12 protein-coding genes are annotated in these 17,066 nt (G+C 66.2%); 3 read left to right on the plus strand and 9 right to left on the minus strand.

Translation table 11 applies throughout. The annotated features are described in order from the left end of the window. Positions 1 to 45: 45 nt before the first annotated feature. The 4 genes from LNV23_RS00735 to LNV23_RS00750 form a co-directional block, all read right to left on the minus strand. A complete protein-coding gene (locus LNV23_RS00735; RefSeq protein ID WP_263561185.1) occupies positions 46 to 2,532 on the minus strand; it encodes a glycoside hydrolase family 31 protein in 2,487 nt (828 codons plus the stop codon). After that, positions 2,532 to 5,189, minus strand: a complete 2,658-nt coding sequence (locus LNV23_RS00740; RefSeq protein WP_263561186.1) for a beta-mannosidase — start codon at positions 5,187 to 5,189, stop codon at positions 2,532 to 2,534. Before LNV23_RS00740 ends, LNV23_RS00735 begins: the two co-directional genes overlap by 1 nt. Then, on the minus strand, positions 5,186 to 6,742 hold the full coding sequence (locus LNV23_RS00745; RefSeq protein WP_263561187.1) for a tryptophan halogenase family protein: 1,557 nt from the start codon (positions 6,740 to 6,742) through the stop codon (positions 5,186 to 5,188). The genes LNV23_RS00740 and LNV23_RS00745 overlap by 4 nt, the downstream gene beginning before the upstream one ends. Positions 6,743 to 6,895: 153 nt before the next feature. Further along, positions 6,896 to 10,030 carry a TonB-dependent receptor gene (locus LNV23_RS00750; protein WP_263561188.1) on the minus strand — a complete coding sequence of 1,045 codons (3,135 nt, stop codon included), beginning with the start codon at positions 10,028 to 10,030 and terminating at the stop codon, positions 6,896 to 6,898. Positions 10,031 to 10,544: 514 nt separating this feature from the next. On the opposite strand from LNV23_RS00750, the gene LNV23_RS00755 reads away from it, so the two are divergent. Together LNV23_RS00755 and LNV23_RS00760 are read left to right on the plus strand one after the other, a co-directional pair. After that, the gene (locus LNV23_RS00755; protein WP_263561189.1) at positions 10,545 to 11,561 is read left to right on the plus strand and encodes an ROK family protein; all 1,017 of its coding nucleotides are present in this window, start codon (positions 10,545 to 10,547) and stop codon (positions 11,559 to 11,561) included. Further along, a complete protein-coding gene (locus LNV23_RS00760; RefSeq protein ID WP_263561190.1) occupies positions 11,558 to 12,298 on the plus strand; it encodes a copper homeostasis protein CutC in 741 nt (246 codons plus the stop codon). Before LNV23_RS00755 ends, LNV23_RS00760 begins: the two co-directional genes overlap by 4 nt. Positions 12,299 to 12,351: 53 nt before the next feature. Here LNV23_RS00760 and LNV23_RS00765 read toward each other — a convergent pair whose 3' ends face one another. Both LNV23_RS00765 and LNV23_RS00770 read right to left on the minus strand, forming a co-directional pair. Continuing rightward, complete coding sequence (locus LNV23_RS00765; protein WP_263561191.1) at positions 12,352 to 12,585, minus strand: hypothetical protein; 234 nt, start codon at positions 12,583 to 12,585, stop codon at positions 12,352 to 12,354. Between the two features lie 44 nt (positions 12,586 to 12,629). Then, positions 12,630 to 13,151 (minus strand): cysteine hydrolase family protein, encoded by a 522-nt coding sequence (locus LNV23_RS00770; RefSeq protein ID WP_263561192.1) that lies wholly within the window; start codon positions 13,149 to 13,151, stop codon positions 12,630 to 12,632. 128 nt (positions 13,152 to 13,279) lie between these two features. Between LNV23_RS00770 and LNV23_RS00775 the strand changes: the two genes are divergently transcribed. Continuing rightward, a complete protein-coding gene (locus tag LNV23_RS00775) occupies positions 13,280 to 14,254 on the plus strand; it encodes a helix-turn-helix domain-containing protein (RefSeq protein WP_263561193.1) in 975 nt (324 codons plus the stop codon). A 166-nt stretch (positions 14,255 to 14,420) separates the two neighbouring features. On the opposite strand, the gene LNV23_RS00780 is transcribed toward LNV23_RS00775, so the two are convergent. The 3 genes from LNV23_RS00780 to LNV23_RS23930 form a co-directional block, all read right to left on the minus strand. Next, positions 14,421 to 14,771 carry a DUF1428 domain-containing protein gene (locus LNV23_RS00780; RefSeq protein WP_263561194.1) on the minus strand — a complete coding sequence of 117 codons (351 nt, stop codon included), beginning with the start codon at positions 14,769 to 14,771 and terminating at the stop codon, positions 14,421 to 14,423. Between the two features lie 253 nt (positions 14,772 to 15,024). Beyond that, positions 15,025 to 15,795, minus strand: coding sequence for a ParA family protein (locus LNV23_RS00785; RefSeq protein WP_263561195.1), 771 nt, complete (start codon positions 15,793 to 15,795; stop codon positions 15,025 to 15,027). Next, the gene (locus tag LNV23_RS23930) at positions 15,796 to 17,037 is read right to left on the minus strand and encodes a methyl-accepting chemotaxis protein (RefSeq protein ID WP_318023197.1); all 1,242 of its coding nucleotides are present in this window, start codon (positions 17,035 to 17,037) and stop codon (positions 15,796 to 15,798) included. Positions 17,038 to 17,066 lie beyond the last annotated feature (29 nt).

Consider the following 17,066-nt stretch of genomic DNA (forward strand, 5'->3'; position numbering starts at 1 on the left):
CTCATTCTTCTCGTCTTGTTGCTCTTGGCAATCTGCCCGCTCGCCTCAGTGCGCCAGCCGGATCTGGTGCAAGCCCTCGTCCGCCCCAGCGGGCAACTCCAGCCGCAGCCGGCCCGCCTCCGCGTCAAGCATCTGTGCCGGCAAGGGCAGTCCGTCGAACGCCCAGGCCCACGAGGGCGCTGCGGCCCCCAAGCCCAGAATCTCCAGCCGGCTCAGCCGCTGAAATCCAGCGTTCGGAGGCAGCTCCAGCGTCAGCCCCTGGCCATCCTGGCGGACGCCAATGCGGCGCGCCGCACCCTGGCGATAACCATAGCCCTCGCCGGCATCTTGAAACACCTCGCTGCGGTCGCTGCCGCCCCAGGCCACGGTCAGGCCCAGCGGCGCGGCGCGCATCTCGCCCGTGTGCTGCAGCGGCGCCTGCGTGGGCACGGCGGCGCCCACGCGGATGAACAGGGGCAGGCGGTCCAGCGGCGCGGCCACGGTGGCCTCGCTGCCGCCTTCGAAGCGGCGGCCGGTCCACCAGTCCAACCAGGCTTCGCCGGCGGGGAAGTAGACGCTGCGCTGGCGCTCGCCCTCGCGCAGCACCGGCGCCACCAGCAGGTCGCGGCCGAGCAGGAACTGGTCGTCCACCAGGCTGGCGCGCACATCGCGCGGGAAGTTGAACCACAGCGGCCGCAGCGGCGGCAAGCCGCTGCGCTCGTTCTCCTCGAACAGGCTGTAGAGGTAGGGCAGCAGGCGGTAGCGCAGCTCGATGGTGGCGCGGTTGATGCGCTCGAACTCGGGGCCGAAAGCCCAGGGCTCGCGCGGCGCCGAGACATCGTTGGAATGCGTGCGGAAGAAGGGCGTGAGCACGGCCGCCTGCAGCCAGCGGCTGTGCAGCTCGGCGCTGGGGCTGCCCATGAAGCCGCCGACATCGGCGCCTACAAAAGGCACACCCGAGATGGACAGATTGCTCAGCATGGGAATGGTGAGCGCCAGATGCGTCCAGGTGGGCGAGTTGTCGCCCGTCCACACCGCCGCATAGCGCTGCACACCGGCCGCGCCCGCGCGCGTCAGCACCATGGGCCGCTGCTCGGGGCGCAGGCGGCGCAGGCCCTCGAAGCTGGCGCGGGCCATCTGCAGGCCGAACACATTGTGATAACGCGCATGATCACCGGGCCGGCCGTCGCCGGCATGGCGGGCGTCCAGCGGCAGGGTCTTCTGCGGGCCGAGCGAGATCTCAGGCTTGTTGAAGCCATCGGGCGCAAACACGCCCGGCTCGTTCATGTCATTCCAGAAGCCATCGACGCCCAGCTCCAGCGGCGCGGCGTAGAGCTGGCCGAACCAATCGCGCGCGGCCGGCGAGGTGAAATCCGGGAAGGCGCAGATGCCGGGCCAGACCTTGGCATGCAGCTCTTGGCCATCGGCGCCGCGCATGAACACGCCGGCCTCGCGGCCGCTGCGGTAGATGGCGAAGCCCTCGTCGCGCTTGATGCCGGGGTCGACGATGGTGACGGCGCGGAAGCCCTGCGCATGCAGCTGGCCCAGCATCTCGCGCGGCTGAGGGAAGGTGCGGGGGTTCCAGGTGAAAACGCGGAAGCCGTCCATGTGGTCGATGTCGAGGTAGAGCACATCGGCCGGGATCTGGCGCTGGCGGAACTCGCGCGCCACGCTCAGAACTTCATCCTGCGTTTTGTAGGACCAGCGCGATTGCTGGTAGCCCAGGGCCCAGAGGGGAGGCAGCGGGCCGCGGCCGGTCAGCGCGGTGTAGTCCTGCAACACCCGGGCTGGGCTGCGCTCCGGGCCGCCGGTGAAGACGAAGTAATCCAGCTCGCCACGCGCCGCGCCGAAGCGCCAGCGCTGCGGCTCGGTCTTGCCCATGTCAAACCAGCTGCGGCTGCTGTTGTTGAGGAAGACGCCGTGGCTCAGGCCCTGGTGCAGGGCGATGAAGAAAGGGATGGCCTGGTAGGACGGGTCGTGGCCGGGCGCGTAGTCGGGCACGTCGGCGTTCCACATCACCAGATGCTGCTGGTGGCGCGAGAGCGGCAGGGCTTTTTCGCCGAAGCCGTAGTAGAGCTCGTAGTCATCGCGGCGCTTGGTGGCCTCCACACTGCCCTCTTGCGGATCGAACACGATGGGCCGAGCCGGGTCATCGGCGCTGATCAGGCGGCCGGCGCTGTCGAACACGCTCAGCTGCAGCTCAGGGGCACGGCGGATTTGCACCCGCGTGCCGCTGGCCGAGCGCAGCTCCAGCAATTGCGGGCCGATGCGGCGCAGCTCCGCCTTGGCTTGCGACGGCGACGCGCTCAGCGCATAGCTGGCCGTGTCGGGCTCGAAAGGCGCGCCGCTGGGGCTGATGCGCACGCGCAGCACCTCGGGCGTGACGAAGCTGATGCGGGCCCGGGCGCCACGCGCCAAGCGCAGGTCCACGCCGTCCTCGCGCGGGCTGATCTGCGTGACCGGGCCGAGGCTTCGTTGCGTCGCCTCGGCAGGCAGCGGTGCGAGCACGGCGAACAGCAATGCCGTTGTGCACAGGGGATTCCACAAGCTCATCACAGCGCCGCACTCCCGAGCACACGCAGGCGCAGGGCGCGCTGCAAGTCTTCCACATTAGCTTTGCTGTTGAGTTTGAGGCGCAGCGACTCGCCCGGCAGCAGAGTCAAAGCGTTGTCAGCCACATCCACGTCCAAGCCCTCGAACTCAATCCAGACACCACGCGCCAGACTGCTCGCTTGCACATGCAGCTGCAGCTCGCCGCCCACGCGCTCGACCTGGGCCTGCAGGGCTGAGGCTTGTGGCCAAGACAGGTCTTTGGCGGGCTTGAAATAGACCACGCTGCGCGAAGGCGGTTCGCCCTCGACCTGCAGCTCGAACACGGCCACGGCGGCGGCCGGGTCGGCATCGCCGAGCAAATCGGCATCGGCATAACGAGTGAGCAGCAGGGAAGAGAGCGGCGCCAGGGTCAGCGCCTGGCGCTCCTCGAGCAGGGTGCGGCCCTGCAGCGTCATCACGCGCAGGCTCAGCTTTCCGTGCCTGGGTTCCGTGCGGTCGTTGATGACATGCAGCCGGGTCTGGCCCGAGGCCTCACGCAGCGCTGCCACCGCCACCGGCGCGAAGAAGCGCCGGGCCTGGAAATGCAAGGCCTTCCAGCGGCCGAGATGGTCGATGCTGGACCAGGACGCGCCGGGCCAGACATCGTTGAGCTGCCAGTACAGCGAGCCCATGGTGAAGGGCCGGCTGGCGCGGTGGTGCAGGGCGGCGAGCTGTATGCCCTCGGCCTGCATCAGCTGGCTGCGGTAGATGAAGTCGCCAAAATCGCGCGGCTCGCCGAACTCCTCGCGGATGTATTTCAGCAAGCGCTCATTGCCCTGGCCGGCCATGAATTTCTGGTGCGCGGTGATCAGCGGCGCGTTGATGCCCTGCTCGCTGCGCGGCGCAAACGCATCCACCGTGGCCTGCACCGGCCAGGCCTGCAGGCCGTACTCGGACATGAAGCGCGGCGTGATCTCCAGGTACTTGCTGACCGGGTGGGCCGGGTTGCCCCAGACCTCCCAGTAGTGCATATCGCCGCTGGCGGGCGTGTTGGCCACCTCGGCCAGGTCGTCACCGGGCGAGCTGGACCAGTAGGCGATGCCACCGCCCTCCTCGGCCACCACCTGGCGCAGATCGCGGCCGAAGAGCTGCACATAGCCCTGCCAGACGCGCTCGGCCAGGGCCGGGTCGGCGGCCTTCATATCGCGGCCATGGCCCCAATACTTCCAGGCGATCTCCTGCTCGTTGTTGCCGCACCAAAGCACCAGGCTGGGGTGGTGGCGCAGGCGCTGCACCTGCTCGCGGGCCTCGACCACCACATTGGCGCGGAAGGCCGGGTCGTAGGCCGGCTGCATGCCGCCGCCGAACATGAAGTCCTGCCAGATCATCAGGCCCAGCTCATCGGCCAGGTCGAAGAAGGCCTCGCTCTCGTAGTAGCCGCCGCCCCAGCTGCGGATCATGTTCATGTTCGCCTCGCGCGCCGAGACCATCACCCGGCGCAGCTGTGCGGGTGTGACGCGCGGCTGGAACATATCGAAAGGAATGGAATTGGCGCCCTTGGCGAAGACAGGGATGCCGTTGACCTCGAAGTGGAAGCCGCGGCCTTGCGCGTCGGGCTCGCGCTTCAAGGCCACGTTGCGCAGGCCGGTGCGCTGGCTCAGCGCATCGACGCGCCGGCCGGCTTGCAAGAGCTCCAGCTCGTAGCGGTACAGGGCCTGCTCGCCATAGCCGTTAGGGAACCAGCGCCGCGGTTGCTCGACCTGCAGGGGCAGTTCGATTTTCTGTGGGCCGGCCTCCGTGGCCTGGCCCCGCCGCTCGGCGGCCAGCTGGCGGCGGCCATCGGGGGCGGTCTGCCAAAGACGCAGCTGATAGCCCCCCGCACGCGCCAGCTCCAGCGTGGCGATGGCGCGCAAGCGGGCCCGCTCGGCCGTGACTTCATCCTGCAGCAGCTGCAGCGATTCGATGCGCAGGCCGCTCCAGCTCTGCAGGGTCACCGGCTGGCTGATGCCGGCGGTGACGTAGCGCGGGCCCCAGTCCCAGCCGTAGTGGTAGCCGGGCTTGCGGACGAAATTGCCCGTCATGGCATCGGGCGGCTCGTCGCCATAGGGCGAAGGGTAGTTGCCGGCCAGCTTGACCGGCATGGCCTGCACCTGAGGGAGGAGTTTGGCGATGGGCGAATGGAAGACGATGCGCAGCTCATTGCCAGACGCGCGCAGCAAGCCCTGCTGCACCGGCACGCGCCAGCGGCGGAAGGCGTTGTCGGCACGGAGCAAGGTGCGGCCGTTGAGCTGCACCTCGGCGTACGTGTCCAGGCCCTCAAAGACGAGCTCCTGGCGTGCCTGCGCCAGCTGAGCGCGCGGCACATCAAAGCGCGTGCGGTACTCCCAGTCGGCCAGGCCTATCCATTGCAGCGCCGCCTCGGGCGCGCCTACAAAAGGGTCGGGAATCAGCTGGGCGGCCAGCAGGTCGGTGTGCACCGTGCCGGGCACCTGGGCCGGGCGCCAAGTCGTGGCTGCGGCATGGGCGGCAGCCTGGCCGCTGCCGGGGCTGAGGCGGAACTGCCAGGCTTGGTTGAGGGGCAGCAGGTCGGCGGCTGTGGCGGGCATGGCGAGCAAGAGAGGCATGAGCAAGGCAGCCATGAGCAAGGCCGGGCGACGAAGCAAGATCCGAAACTTCATGCGGCCCTCCAGTAACGTTCAATCCACTGTTGGTGCGTGGGCATGGCGGCCACGGCGTCGCTCAGGATGTGGCGCGTGCCTTCCACGAAAGCGTGCAGGCGGTCTTCGGGCATGTCGTCGACGATGGGGTGGTAGCTGCGCGGCAGGATGCGCTGGCCCAGCATCACTTGCACCCAGCTGGGCAGGGCGAAGAAATCCTCGCCGTGGCGGAAATAGCGGCCGTCGGCGCGAAACAGGTCCATGGCCTCGCGCAGGCTGTCAGGCACGGACATGGTGCGGCAGTCGTTCCAGAAATCGGAATCGTCGCGCTCGGTCGCGTGGTAGTGCAGGATCAAGAAGTCGCGCACACGCTCGTACTCAAACGCGGTCTCGCGGTTGAAGCGCTCGGCCAGCTGCGGGTTGAACTCTTGCCCCGGGAACAGGCTCAGCAAACGGCTGAGGCCCGATTGCACGAGGTAGATGCTGGTGGATTCCAGCGGCTCCAGGAATCCGCTGGCCAGGCCCAGGGCGATCACGTTCTTGTTCCAGACCTGCTTGCGCATGCCGGTGGTGAAGCGCAGCAGGCGCGGGTCGGCCAGGGGCTTGCCGTCGAGATTCGCCATCAGGGTGGCGGCGGCCTGGTCCTCGCTGAGGTGCTGGCTGGAGAAGACATAGCCGTTGCCGATGCGGTGCTGCAGCGGGATGCGCCATTGCCAGCCGGCGGCCTGGGCGGTTGCGCGGGTGTATGGGGTGATCGGATTGGCGCCTTCGCAAGGCACCGCCAGGGCGCGATCGCAAGGCAGCCAGTGTGACCAGTCGGTGTAGCCGGTCTTCAGGGTCTCTTCGATCAGCAGGCCGCGAAAGCCCGAGCAGTCGATGAAGAGATCACCCTCGACGCGCTCGCCGCTTTCCAGCTGCACGGCTTCGATGAAGCCGTCGTCAGTGCGCTGCTGGGCGCGCACGATCTTGCCTTCGATGCGCTGCACGCCGCGGCGTTCGGAGATCTCGCGCAGAAAGCGCGCGTAGAGGCTGGCGTCGAAATGGTAGGCATACGCGATATCGGCCAACGGCGAATCCGGCGCCGCCGAAGGGTCGCCGGGGATGAACTTGCCCTGCGGCGCCATCAAGGTCTGCAGCGAGTAGTCACCAATCGGCCCGGCCCGGCCGGCCAGGAACTGCTTGAGCCAGAACTGGTGAAAGGGCAGCGGCCCGCGCGAGCGACCGATGACGCCGAAGCCGTGGGTGTAGCGGTCGCCGATGCGGGCCCAGTCGCGGAACTCGATGCCGAGCTTGACTGTGCCCTGGGTGCGGCGCACGAACTCCGTCTCGTCGATGCCCAGCATCTGGCCGTTGAACATGCGGATGTGCGGCACGCTGGCCTCACCCACGCCGACGATGCCGATCTCCTCGGACTCGATCAAACGCACCGAGGCCTGCCGGCCCAGGTAGGTGGCCAGGGTGGCTGCGGCCATCCAGCCGGCACTGCCACCGCCGACCACCACCACGCGGCGGATGCGCGCGTCCTGGGCTGGATTGCTGATGCTGCCGTTGTCGAAGCTGCTGCTTTCACTCATGCTTGAGAACCCTCCTGCCGGGTCAGGGGCGCGGCACACGCACATACACACAAAGAAAAAGGTCGGCCCTGGGTTGCAGCCCATGCCGACCGGAGGCCCCCCTCACGAGGTCAGCGCGAGGGGTCGAGGAACATCGTGCAATCGGCCGGTGCGTCAGTACTTGTAGGTTAGGCCCACATAGGCAATGCGCCCGGCATAGCTGTTGCCATAGAAGCGATCCTGCGTGTCATTGCCCAGATGCGAGCGTGCTTCCTGCTTGGTCAGGTTGAGCACCGAGGCCGTGAGGCTCAGCGCCTTGCTGACGTTGTAGGCGGCGTTCAGATCGATCTGGCTGTAGGGGTCTTCGTAGACGTTCAGGCCGTTGATCAAGCCACCGACCACCACACCGCGGCGGTTGTAGGAGGCGCGCAGCAGGTACTGATCGTTGCCGTAGAACACCGTCAGATTGCCCTGATTCTTGGCACTGCCGACCAGAGGCGACTTGCCGATCACCTTGCCGTCGGCCAAGGTGATCTCGGCCTGGTTGGTCTTGTTGTAGGTGTAGTTGAACTGGAAGCCCAGGCCGAAGTCCAGGGTGTGCTGGCCGTACAGCTCGATGCCTTGTGAGACGGCGTCGCGGCCGCCGGCGCTGGTGGCGTAGTTCTGCACGGTGACGCTGGTGCCGCCCACGTCCATCACCATATCGCGCACCACGGGCACCGAGAAGTTGCTGACGTTCTTGCGGAACAAGCCCGCACCCAGCACCGAGCCGCGGTGGAAGTACCACTCCAGACCCAGGTCGTACTGCGTGGCCTTGTAGGGCTCCAGGCTCTTGTTGCTGCCCTGGCCGAACCAGCCCACCTTGTCGGCGCCACCGATCAGGCGACGGTCGTTGACGTATTCCTGGCTGTAAGACTTGAGGCCACCGGGCGAGGCGATGTCGCCGTAGCTCGGGCGGGCAATCACCTTGGATGCAGCGGCGCGCAGCAGCAGGTTCTTGCTCAGGTCATAGGCCAGGTTGAGGCTGGGCAGCACATCGGTGTAGCTGCGGTCCAGCGAGCTGACCACGAAGGACGAGACATGGCCGGTGGCCGGGTTGCTGTTGCTGTCCGGCAGCTTGGTGAAGCCGCTGACGCAGCCCGAGCCGGCCGGAGCGCCGGTGGCCGGCAGGCCGCCTGGCAGGCAGGGTGCGGGGTTGCCGTCCGGGCCGTCGAAGAAGTAGTCGTTGTAGTAATCGACCTGGTCCGTCGAGTCGGCATGCTGCTTGGTGCGCACCAGGCGCAGGCCCACATTGCCGCGCAGGCGGTCGGCGCGGATGTTTGCCTGCAGGTAGGCGGCCGTGATTTTCTCGCCCACGTTGTAGACGAAGTTGTTCTCCTGGCGGGTCTGCATTGCACCGTAGGTCTTGTTCAGGTGCGCGATATAGGCCGGGTAGTCGATGGCCGGGAAGGCGCTGGCGCTGAGGCCGCCGGCCAGATTGCCGAGCGAGTCACCGTAGAGGAAGGACGGCAGGAACTTGGACGCTGTGGCGTCGCAGCCGTTCTGGAAGCGCTTGTCGTAGTTGGCGGGATCAGCGCCCTGGCAGACCCAGTAGTTGTTGCCGGTGCTGCGGCGGGTGCCGCCATCGCGGGTCTTGAGGCCGAACTGCAGGGAGTCGAGCCACTCGCTGTCTTGCTGCCAGGTGAAATCGGCCTGGGCGTATTTCTGCTCGGTGCCGTTCTTGGTCCAGGACGAGGAGGTGGAGCCGAGGTCGATCTCGCCAATGCCCTTCTGCAGATTGGCCATCAGCTCGGGCGCAAAAGTCATGGTCGGCGTGCCGACCAAGCTCCAGGCACTGGCGGTGTTGCCCATGGTCCAGCTGCCGTTGGCGTTCTGCATGCGCGGCTTGATGGGCATGGAGAACTGCATGTCCGGGCCGCCCTTGGCCCAGGTACGGCCGAGCTTGAAGCTGGCTTCGATGCTGTCGCCCTTCCACTCGGCGGTGAGGTCGGCGGTCTGCGACAAGGCCTTCTCGCGGTTGTAGCTGCCGGTGATCTGCGGCGTGGGCACGGTGCAATCGTCCGGGCCCCAGCCACCAGGCTTCTGGCCGCCGGCAGCTGCGGCGCCTTCGCTGCAGTAATAGGTCTTTCCGGGGTGGGCGCTGTACTGGGCGCCGGTGACGATGGTGCCGCTGGGATCAAAGCTCAGGCGGTCCAGCAGGCGGCCGGTGGGCCAGTTGCCGTCACCGTCGTAGCGGGCCAGGTTCCACTCGGGCACCTTGAGGATATTGGTCTGCGAGTTCTGCGACAGATTGAAGCGGAAGTAGTTGCCGGTCAGGGTCAGCCGGTCGATGGGCTTGGCCTGCAGGGTCAGCTGCCCGCCTTGGCGCTCACGCTCTTCGCTCTTCACGTTGAGGTTGACCGAGGTCGGCATCATGAAATTCTTGTAGTACTTGCCGCTCTGGTCGTAGAAGCCGGACTGGCCCCACCAGTAGCTGCTCATGCCCGAGGGCTTGCCATTGACATCGGTGGCGGGGTTGGTCTTGTAGTTGTCGCCGTACCACTGCCAGTTTTCGGTGCTGGCGCCCATGGTGCGGGTGGTGCGCTTTTGCTGCGTCAGGCCCACCAGCACGCCGAAGCGCTTGGCCTCGTCATGCCAGGCGTACTGGCCAGAGAACTGGCCATCGATCTTGTTCGTGGTGTCGGCCGAGGTGCCCTCGGCAGTGAAGAAGCCGCTGTTGGACTTCATGTCCAGCGGGCGGCGTGTGTGCAGGATCACCGTGCCGCCGACGCCGCCTTCATCGAGGCGCGCTTCCGGCGACTTGAACAGCTCGGCGCTTGACAGCATGTTCGCCGGCATCAGCATGTAGTTGAAGGAACGGGTCGGGTCGCCGTTGGACTCGGCCGTGGCGATGTAGTTGCCGTTCAGCTGAGTCAGGGTCAGCTCGGACGAGAGCCCGCGCACGCTGACGTTCTTGCCTTCGCCGCCGCTGCGGTCCACCACCACGCCGGGCACGCGCTGCAGCGCGTCGGCCACGTTCTTGTCGGGGAACTTGCCCACGTCTTCGGCATTGACCACTTCGACGATGGCATTGGCATTGCGCTTCTGGTCGAGGCTCTTCTCGATCGAGCTGCGATAGCCGGTGACGACCACCGTGTCCATCTGCGCCGGTTCGGCCTTCTTGTCGGCGGGCTTGTCGGCCGCGGCGGCCTGCGCGTGGGCGCTGCCGCCCAAGGCCAACAAAGCGATGCCGACCGCCGTGGCAATCGGCGTCTTGGCGGTGAAGGCCCAGCGACGCTGTCGTGATTCGTGCGTGTTCTTCGATGTCATGGTCTGTCTCCTGATCTTGCCCAAGGGCGGGCTTTGTTTTGCGGAAGCCGGGCTTCGATCGCCTGTGTTCCAGACGGCATGCCCCGCTACCCATTTCGAATTGGCTCGGACGCCCTGGCGCTCCTTGACTTGAACGCGTCGGACCCGCCACCGTGAAGCTCGATGCAAGGCTCAGCGCCAAAACCCGATCCGGGTTCGCAGGTCGATGTCGGGTCCTTGTCTCAGGTCGCGCCGTGCGCAGTTTCGGGAGAACCCTGAGGATTTACTAAACGACTAAAAGACCACCTGCTTTTCGCTGGGTACTGCATTCCACCCAGGTAAATTTATACAAAGGAAGCCCGCACGGCTCAACAAACTTTCAATGTTTGGATTCAGTTTAGTTTTGTTTAGTAAACGAAACGAGGCGGGCTTGCGACAGAGGCCGAAAACGCCCTGCCGGGCCTGGACTGCGCGGCACCCCCGGTCCTAGACTCCGCGCCGAAGCGACACCGCCCACACGAGGAGTTCCCGCCGCATGAGCCCGACCGAAGCCCCTTGCCACACTGCCCATGCCAACAGTCATGCCGCCGCGGGCGAGCTCCTGGTAGCCGACATCGGCGGCTCGCAGCTGCGCCTGGCGCGCTACCTGGGGGGCAGCACCTGCGAGCTGATCAGCACCCTGCCGACGCCGACACAAGACTGGGCGGATTTCTGCGCCACGCTGCGCACGGCCGTGAAAGGCGTGGCCGGGCAGACCCGGGGCCTGTCGATCTCGATCGCCGGCGTGGTGGTGCCCGACACCGGGCAGGTGGTGGCCGCCAATATTCCTTGCATCCGAGGCCGCCCGCTGGCCCAGGAACTGGCCAGCCTGCTGGGCATGCCGGTGCAAGCCAGCAACGATGCCGATTGCGCCGCCCTGGCCGAGGCGCGGGTAGGTTTGGGCCAGGGCCATGAGGTCGTGTTTGGCGCCGTGCTCGGCACCGGCGTGGGCGGCGGCCTGGTCGTGCGCGGGCAGCTGGTGCAAGGGGCCGGCGGCCTGTGCGGCGAATGGGGCCATGGCCCCAGCATCAACGAAGCCACCTTGCTGAACGGCGCGGGCCAGCGCGTGCACCTGCCACGCTTTCGCTGCGGCTGCGGCCTGAGCGGCTGCGCCGACACGGTGGGCGGCGCCCGCGGCCTGGAACGCCTGCACCTGGCCCTGAACGGCGGCGCGGCGCACAGCAGCCATCAGATCCTGAACGACTGGCAGGCCGGCGATCGCGCGGCCAGCGCCACCGTGGCGGCTTATGTCGAGCTGCTGTCCGGCCCCTTGGCCCTGGTCGTCAACGTCACCGGTGCCAGCGTGGTGCCAGTCTGCGGCGGCCTGAGCCGCTCGGCGGAGCTCATCAGCGCGCTCGATGCCGCCGTGCGCCGGCAGATCTTGCGCCGCAGCCGCAATGACAGCAAGGACTGCGATCAAGCCTTGCTGCGGCCCAGCGTCTTGAACGACCAAGCCGGTCTGATCGGTGCCGCCTTCGCCTTTGGGCACGGTGCTGCCGAGGTGCGGGCATGAGCGTCTTGCTGGAAGTCTGTGTCGACGACATCGCCGGCCTTGACGCCGCGCAGCAAGGCGGCGCCGACCGCGTCGAGCTGTGCAGCAGCCTCGGCTGCGGCGGACTCACGCCCTCGGCCGGCCTGATGGCCGAAGCGGCCACGCGCAACCTGCCCGTGATCGCCCTGATACGCCCGCGCAGCGGCGGCTTTGTCTACAGCGAGGCCGAGGCGCGCATCATGTTGCAAGACATCGCCCTGGCGGCGGAGCTGGGTCTGGCCGGCGTGGCCATCGGTGCGCTCACGCCCGAACGCCAACTCGACCGGCCGCTGCTGGAACGCCTGATCCGCGTGGCCGATGGACGCCTGCAGCTGACCCTGCACCGCGCCTTTGACCTGGTACGTGACCCGGGTGCCGCGCTGGAGGTGGCCATCGCCCTGGGCTTCCAACGCGTGCTCACATCCGGCGGCGCGTCGAGCGCCTGGGCCGGCAGCGCCCAGCTGGCCGCCCTCGTCCGCCAAAGCCAAGGCCGCATCCGCATCCTCGCCGGCAGCGGCATCCGCCCCGATAAGGTGGCGGCCTTGCTGGCCGCGACGGGGGTGCATGAGGTGCATGCCTCTTGCCGCCTGCCTGCGAGCGAAGCGCCGGCTGCTGAGTTGCTGGAGTTTGGGTTCAGCGAAGCCTTGTCGCGGCAGACCTCAGCCGAAGAAGTCAGAGCGATGCAGCAGCAGATATCAATTCAAGAAGATCGCATCTGACGCAGGGCCGTCAAACCCAGCGGAGACAGGGCTCACGCTGCAATTCACTGAGGTCAATCGGCGCGCGCAGGCAATGCCCCTTGAATGGCCGCAATCAGAAGGCTGATGTCTGCACTCGGATTGGCTGCGACATTGCGGAACCACCGCACACCCGCGATGGAGGTGGTGGACGTGGAACCCACCGGCAGTTGCTGCAGCACCTGCTCAAACAGGCTTTCGTCTTTCAGACGCCAAAGCACGACGCCGGTTGGGGGTTCGGCATAGAGCTCAAGAAACCAAGGCGCCATGCGGACAGCTTTCGGAACAGTGATGGGCTGGCCACGTGGGCGGGTCACCAGGCGGAGGCTGCGTCGACCAGTCGAACACGGGTCGACAAGGCATGCAGGGCGATGGCGTGGAGCATCTCGCTGACCGTGGTGCAGGCATTGGTGAGCACCGTCACGCGCTCGTAGGCATCGGCTTGGCGAGACAGGGCCGTGTGGGTCACGCAGTTCTGCGTCATCATGCCGCAGAGCACCAGCTCGGTGACGCCCAGCGCCTGCAGTGTCGAGTGCAGCGTGGTGCGTTCAAAGCTGTCGGCGAAGTGTTTGACCACCACGGGTGCATCCGGCGCGGCCGCCAAGATGCGCGGGTGGATCTTCACGCCTTCGGTGCCGGCGTTGAAGAACGGGGCGATGCCCTGGCTGGCGTCGGCCACGTGCTGCACATGGATCACCGGCAGGCCTCGTGCTTGCGCATCGCTGATGGCCTGCTCGACAGCGGCCAAAGTGGCCTCGGTGTTGGCCAGCGCGAAAGCGCCGCGAGGAAAGTAGTCGTTCTGCAGATCGATCAGCAGCAAGGCTGGTTTGGACATGGGAGTTCTCCGGGGCAATGAGTGAAGTCTTCATTTTTGCGAGAACAGGCGCAGCAGGCCATCGGCCCGAAAGTCAATGATCGGTAAGATCGGGCCAACTTGTTTCTACTTCCAATTCCTCGATGCCAATGAACTCACCCGCCGCTGGTCCAGCGCTGCGTCGCCGCGTGGCGGTGGTGGCGTTCGAAGGGATCAGCCCGTTTCATCTCTCGGTGCCTTGCGTGGTGTTCGGCGAGGGCCTGGCGCCGGACAGTCCCTTTGACCTCGTCGTGTGCAGCGTGGACCCGGCACCCGTGCGAACCAGCGCGGGCTTTGCCTTGACCGCTTTGCCATCGCTGCGCGCCCTGCAGAAAGCCGATGTGGTGATCGTGCCGAGTTGGCGTGACGTCAACGAGCGCCCGCCGGAGTCGCTGCTGCGCGCCCTGCGTGCCGCTCATGCGCGTGGCGCCCTCATCGTGGGGCTTTGCTTGGGCAGCCATGTGCTGGCCGAGGCGGGTCTGCTGGCCGGCGGAAGGGCCACCACCCACTGGGAGTACGCCCCGCTGTTTGCCCAGCGTTTCACCGACGTCAAGGTGGAGCCAGACGTGCTTTACGTCCAGGAGGGGCGCGTGCTCACCTCGGCAGGCACCGCCGCCGGCCTCGATGCCTGCCTGCATCTGGTGCGGCAGCAATTGGGCGGCGAGCGGGCCAATCAGTTGGCGCGGCGACTCGTGATCCCACCGCACCGCGAAGGGGGGCAGTCGCAATACATCCAGCAGCCCTTGCCCAAAGCCCGCACCGGGACTCGGCTGGGACGGTTGATGGACGAGGTGCGCGCCCGGCTCCATGAATCGCACAGCCTGGACTCCTTGGCTCATGAGGCCGGCCTCAGCCGCCGCACCCTCACCCGGCAGTTCAAGGCCTTGACCGGCACCTCGGTGCAGGGCTGGTTGCTGGCAGAGCGCGTGCAACTGGCTCAGCGCCTGCTGGAGCGCGGACCGCTGAGCATCGAACGCGTGGCCGAACAGGCCGGCTTTGGCTCCGCGGAGTCCTTCCGCCTTCAGTTCAGGCAATCGGTGGGCGTGTCGCCCAGTCAGTGGCGAAAGACCTTCGCAGCGGGCTGAAAGCCATCGAGGGCAAGGCGCACCTTAGGCTCGCATCCATTTGCGAGTCTCAGCGCCCCACCGCCCTCCTCGTGCTCTACCCGCGCTTACAGGCGGGCGGCGTCGCTAAGGCGGCCTAAATCGGGCCCCTAATCGGCGCTAGCGAACCCGCCACGCCGATAGCGACTCAGACCTCTGAGACCACCTCGAACCCGCCAAAGATCATCCGCTTGCCATCGAAGGGCGGTTCCCCGGCGGACTGCATGCGCGGATCGGCCATCACCTTGTTCCAGGCTTCGTTGCGCACATCGCGCGATGGCCAGGTGATCCAGGAGAAGACCACCGTTTCGTCGGGCCGGCACTGAACGGCCATGGGCAGCGAGGTCAACTTGCCTTCCGGCACATCGTCTCCCCAGCAGTCGACGACACGAGTCGCCCCGTATTCCTTGAAGATCTGGCCCATGGTCTGCGAGTGCGCCACAAAGTCCGCGCGCCGGGAGTTGGGAACGGAAGCGACAAATCCATCAACGTATGCCATATGAGTTCTCCGGTAAGCCCGTGGGGTCGGTGGCCCCGCTGTCATGTGGCTTGGCGCTTCACATCGCCATGAGCCAGGGTCAAGCCTAACCGCATTTGCGCCGTCCCTGCAGCGCGCAGCACTTGCATCTACCTCTGTGAGATCTCCAATCTCTTGGGCTTCAGCGGGTCAATCGGTTTGAAGGACGCTAGTGCATGCGAGGGAATGAACAGGCCGGGGCCCACCAGCAGCTTTTGCATGCTGCGACCCGGCTTCATCCCACCCTGGATTTGATCACCTCAGCCAAGGTTTGATAGTCAGCTGCAGCCCGGCTCTTCGGTGCGTGCACGCGGACCGGCACGCCGGCGCCAAAAGCCTCGGCCACGCGGATGTCGCTGCGGATGCCGGGCAAGAGCCGCGAGCCACCAAACTGTTGGGCCAAACTGCTGTTGACCAGTCGGTGTTGGCCAATTCGAGCATCCAACATGACCGGCAGGTAGCCCAGCACACGCAGACGCTCATTGAGCCCCCGACTCGCGACTCGAAGAATCACTCGCGCGAGTTGCTTGACGCCATCAGCCGACAGAAAGTGAGGCAAAAACGGCACCAGCACCTGATCGGCTGCGCACAGTGCATTCAGCAGCAGCCCGTCCAGCGACGGTGGGCTGTCCAGCAAGACCAAGTCGTAATCGGCAAGCACGCCCTCCGCCTCAAGGGCTCGTCTCAAATGCTGCTCATCACCCCACGCGGCACCGTGGTCCGCCAATGTGTCAGCCGGAAGAAGGTCCAGCCCCGCCCAACGCGACGCCAGAATCCCTTCCCGCAAGCCATTGCGTCCTGCCAGAGCGCCGTGAACTGTGGCCGCCTTGCGCGGCAGTTGGATGCCGAGCCCGATGGCGCCATGCCCTTGCGTGTCGAGGTCGATGAGCAGGACCTTCTGCCCGGCCGCGGCCATCTCGGCCGCCAAATTCACGGCCGTCGAAGACTTGCCCGAGCCGCCTTTGCGGTTACAGATCGAAATGCTATGGGCGTGCGCTAGCTTCATTCAGAACAGCTCGATCTTGGGTCTCTCTTGACTCGTCTCTTCACGGGTCTGGCCGACCACCGCCCGGTGCGTCTGAACCTGACTCTGCATCACATAGCTTGCCACTTGCTGGTCAAGTCGCTGTTGCATCGTCGCGTTCTGCGCCTGATCCCAAGGTCCATCGATCAATTGGTCCGCCAGCAACTGCAGATGCCCATTGAGTTCGATCAGACCGGACTGCACGGGCTCCACACGTTGGCGCATGACGTCGTGAAACTGAATGGCCCCAAGTGCATCCGAGAGCTTGGACACGATGTCCACATGGCCGATCTTCACGTCGTCAATGATCTTCCGCAACCGCAAGGTCGCCGATGCAAAGCGCTCTTGCATCTCATGAATCTCCGCCAGCACCTTGCGAATGGTTTCTATGGACGAAGCACCATGGGCCCCTTGCGAGGCATTCGTCAATTCGGCGTCGATGCCCTCAGTCGCCGCATTGATGCGTTCGCCAATTTCAACGGCCACCTCGGCCGTTCGCCTTGAGAGGGCACGGACTTCGGCCGCGACCACGGCAAAGCCCCGCCCTGACTCACCTGCGCGCGCGGCCTCGATGGCCGCATTGATGCTGAGCAGATTGGTCTGCCGGGCAACCACCGCGATCACATCAACCAGCGGCGCCAGCGCCTTGACTTCATGCAAACGCTTGATCCGGCTCATATTCGCCAGCACCTCTTGTTCCTGCCTGTCGGAGAAGAGGTCCAAGATGGCGCCGAGTTGCTGATCAATCAAGGCCTTCTCGGCCATCACGCGGCTGAGCTCCTCGCCGTTGTCCCGTGAGGCTTCGATGCGCCCGACCTGAGCCTCCGACACCTGGTGCACAGAGTTGATGAGATTGATCAAGGCAATGACGCCCTGCTCCACATCCGTGAGCGCACCGGACAGCTGCTCCACCATCACCTTCAAGTAGGGCTCGACGTGACGCACTTCCTCGACGGCAGCGGCTCGCGGCATGGGGCCCGAGGCCTGAACGACCCAACGAGACCCTAAGGCTTTGAAGACCCTTCCCACGGCCAACCAGAGCAGCAGGCTCGACAGACTCACCAGGGCAGACAGTGCAGCTGGGCCCACCCCAGAGCGTGGCCCCGCGTACAGGAGATGGACCAAGCCAGCCAGCGCGCCAGGGATGAGCAGCGCGGTGCTCACAAAGAGAAGGCGGCGGTCTGCCTTCCATGGCGGACCTCCCGGCCCTTCGGTCTTGTTCATGTCGGGCTCCCGCTTGCGTCAGTGAGCAT

This window comes from Kinneretia sp. DJ1R-11 (assembly GCF_025717595.1).
In the GTDB taxonomy this organism is placed as follows: Bacteria; Pseudomonadota; Gammaproteobacteria; order Burkholderiales; family Burkholderiaceae_C; genus Paucibacter_A.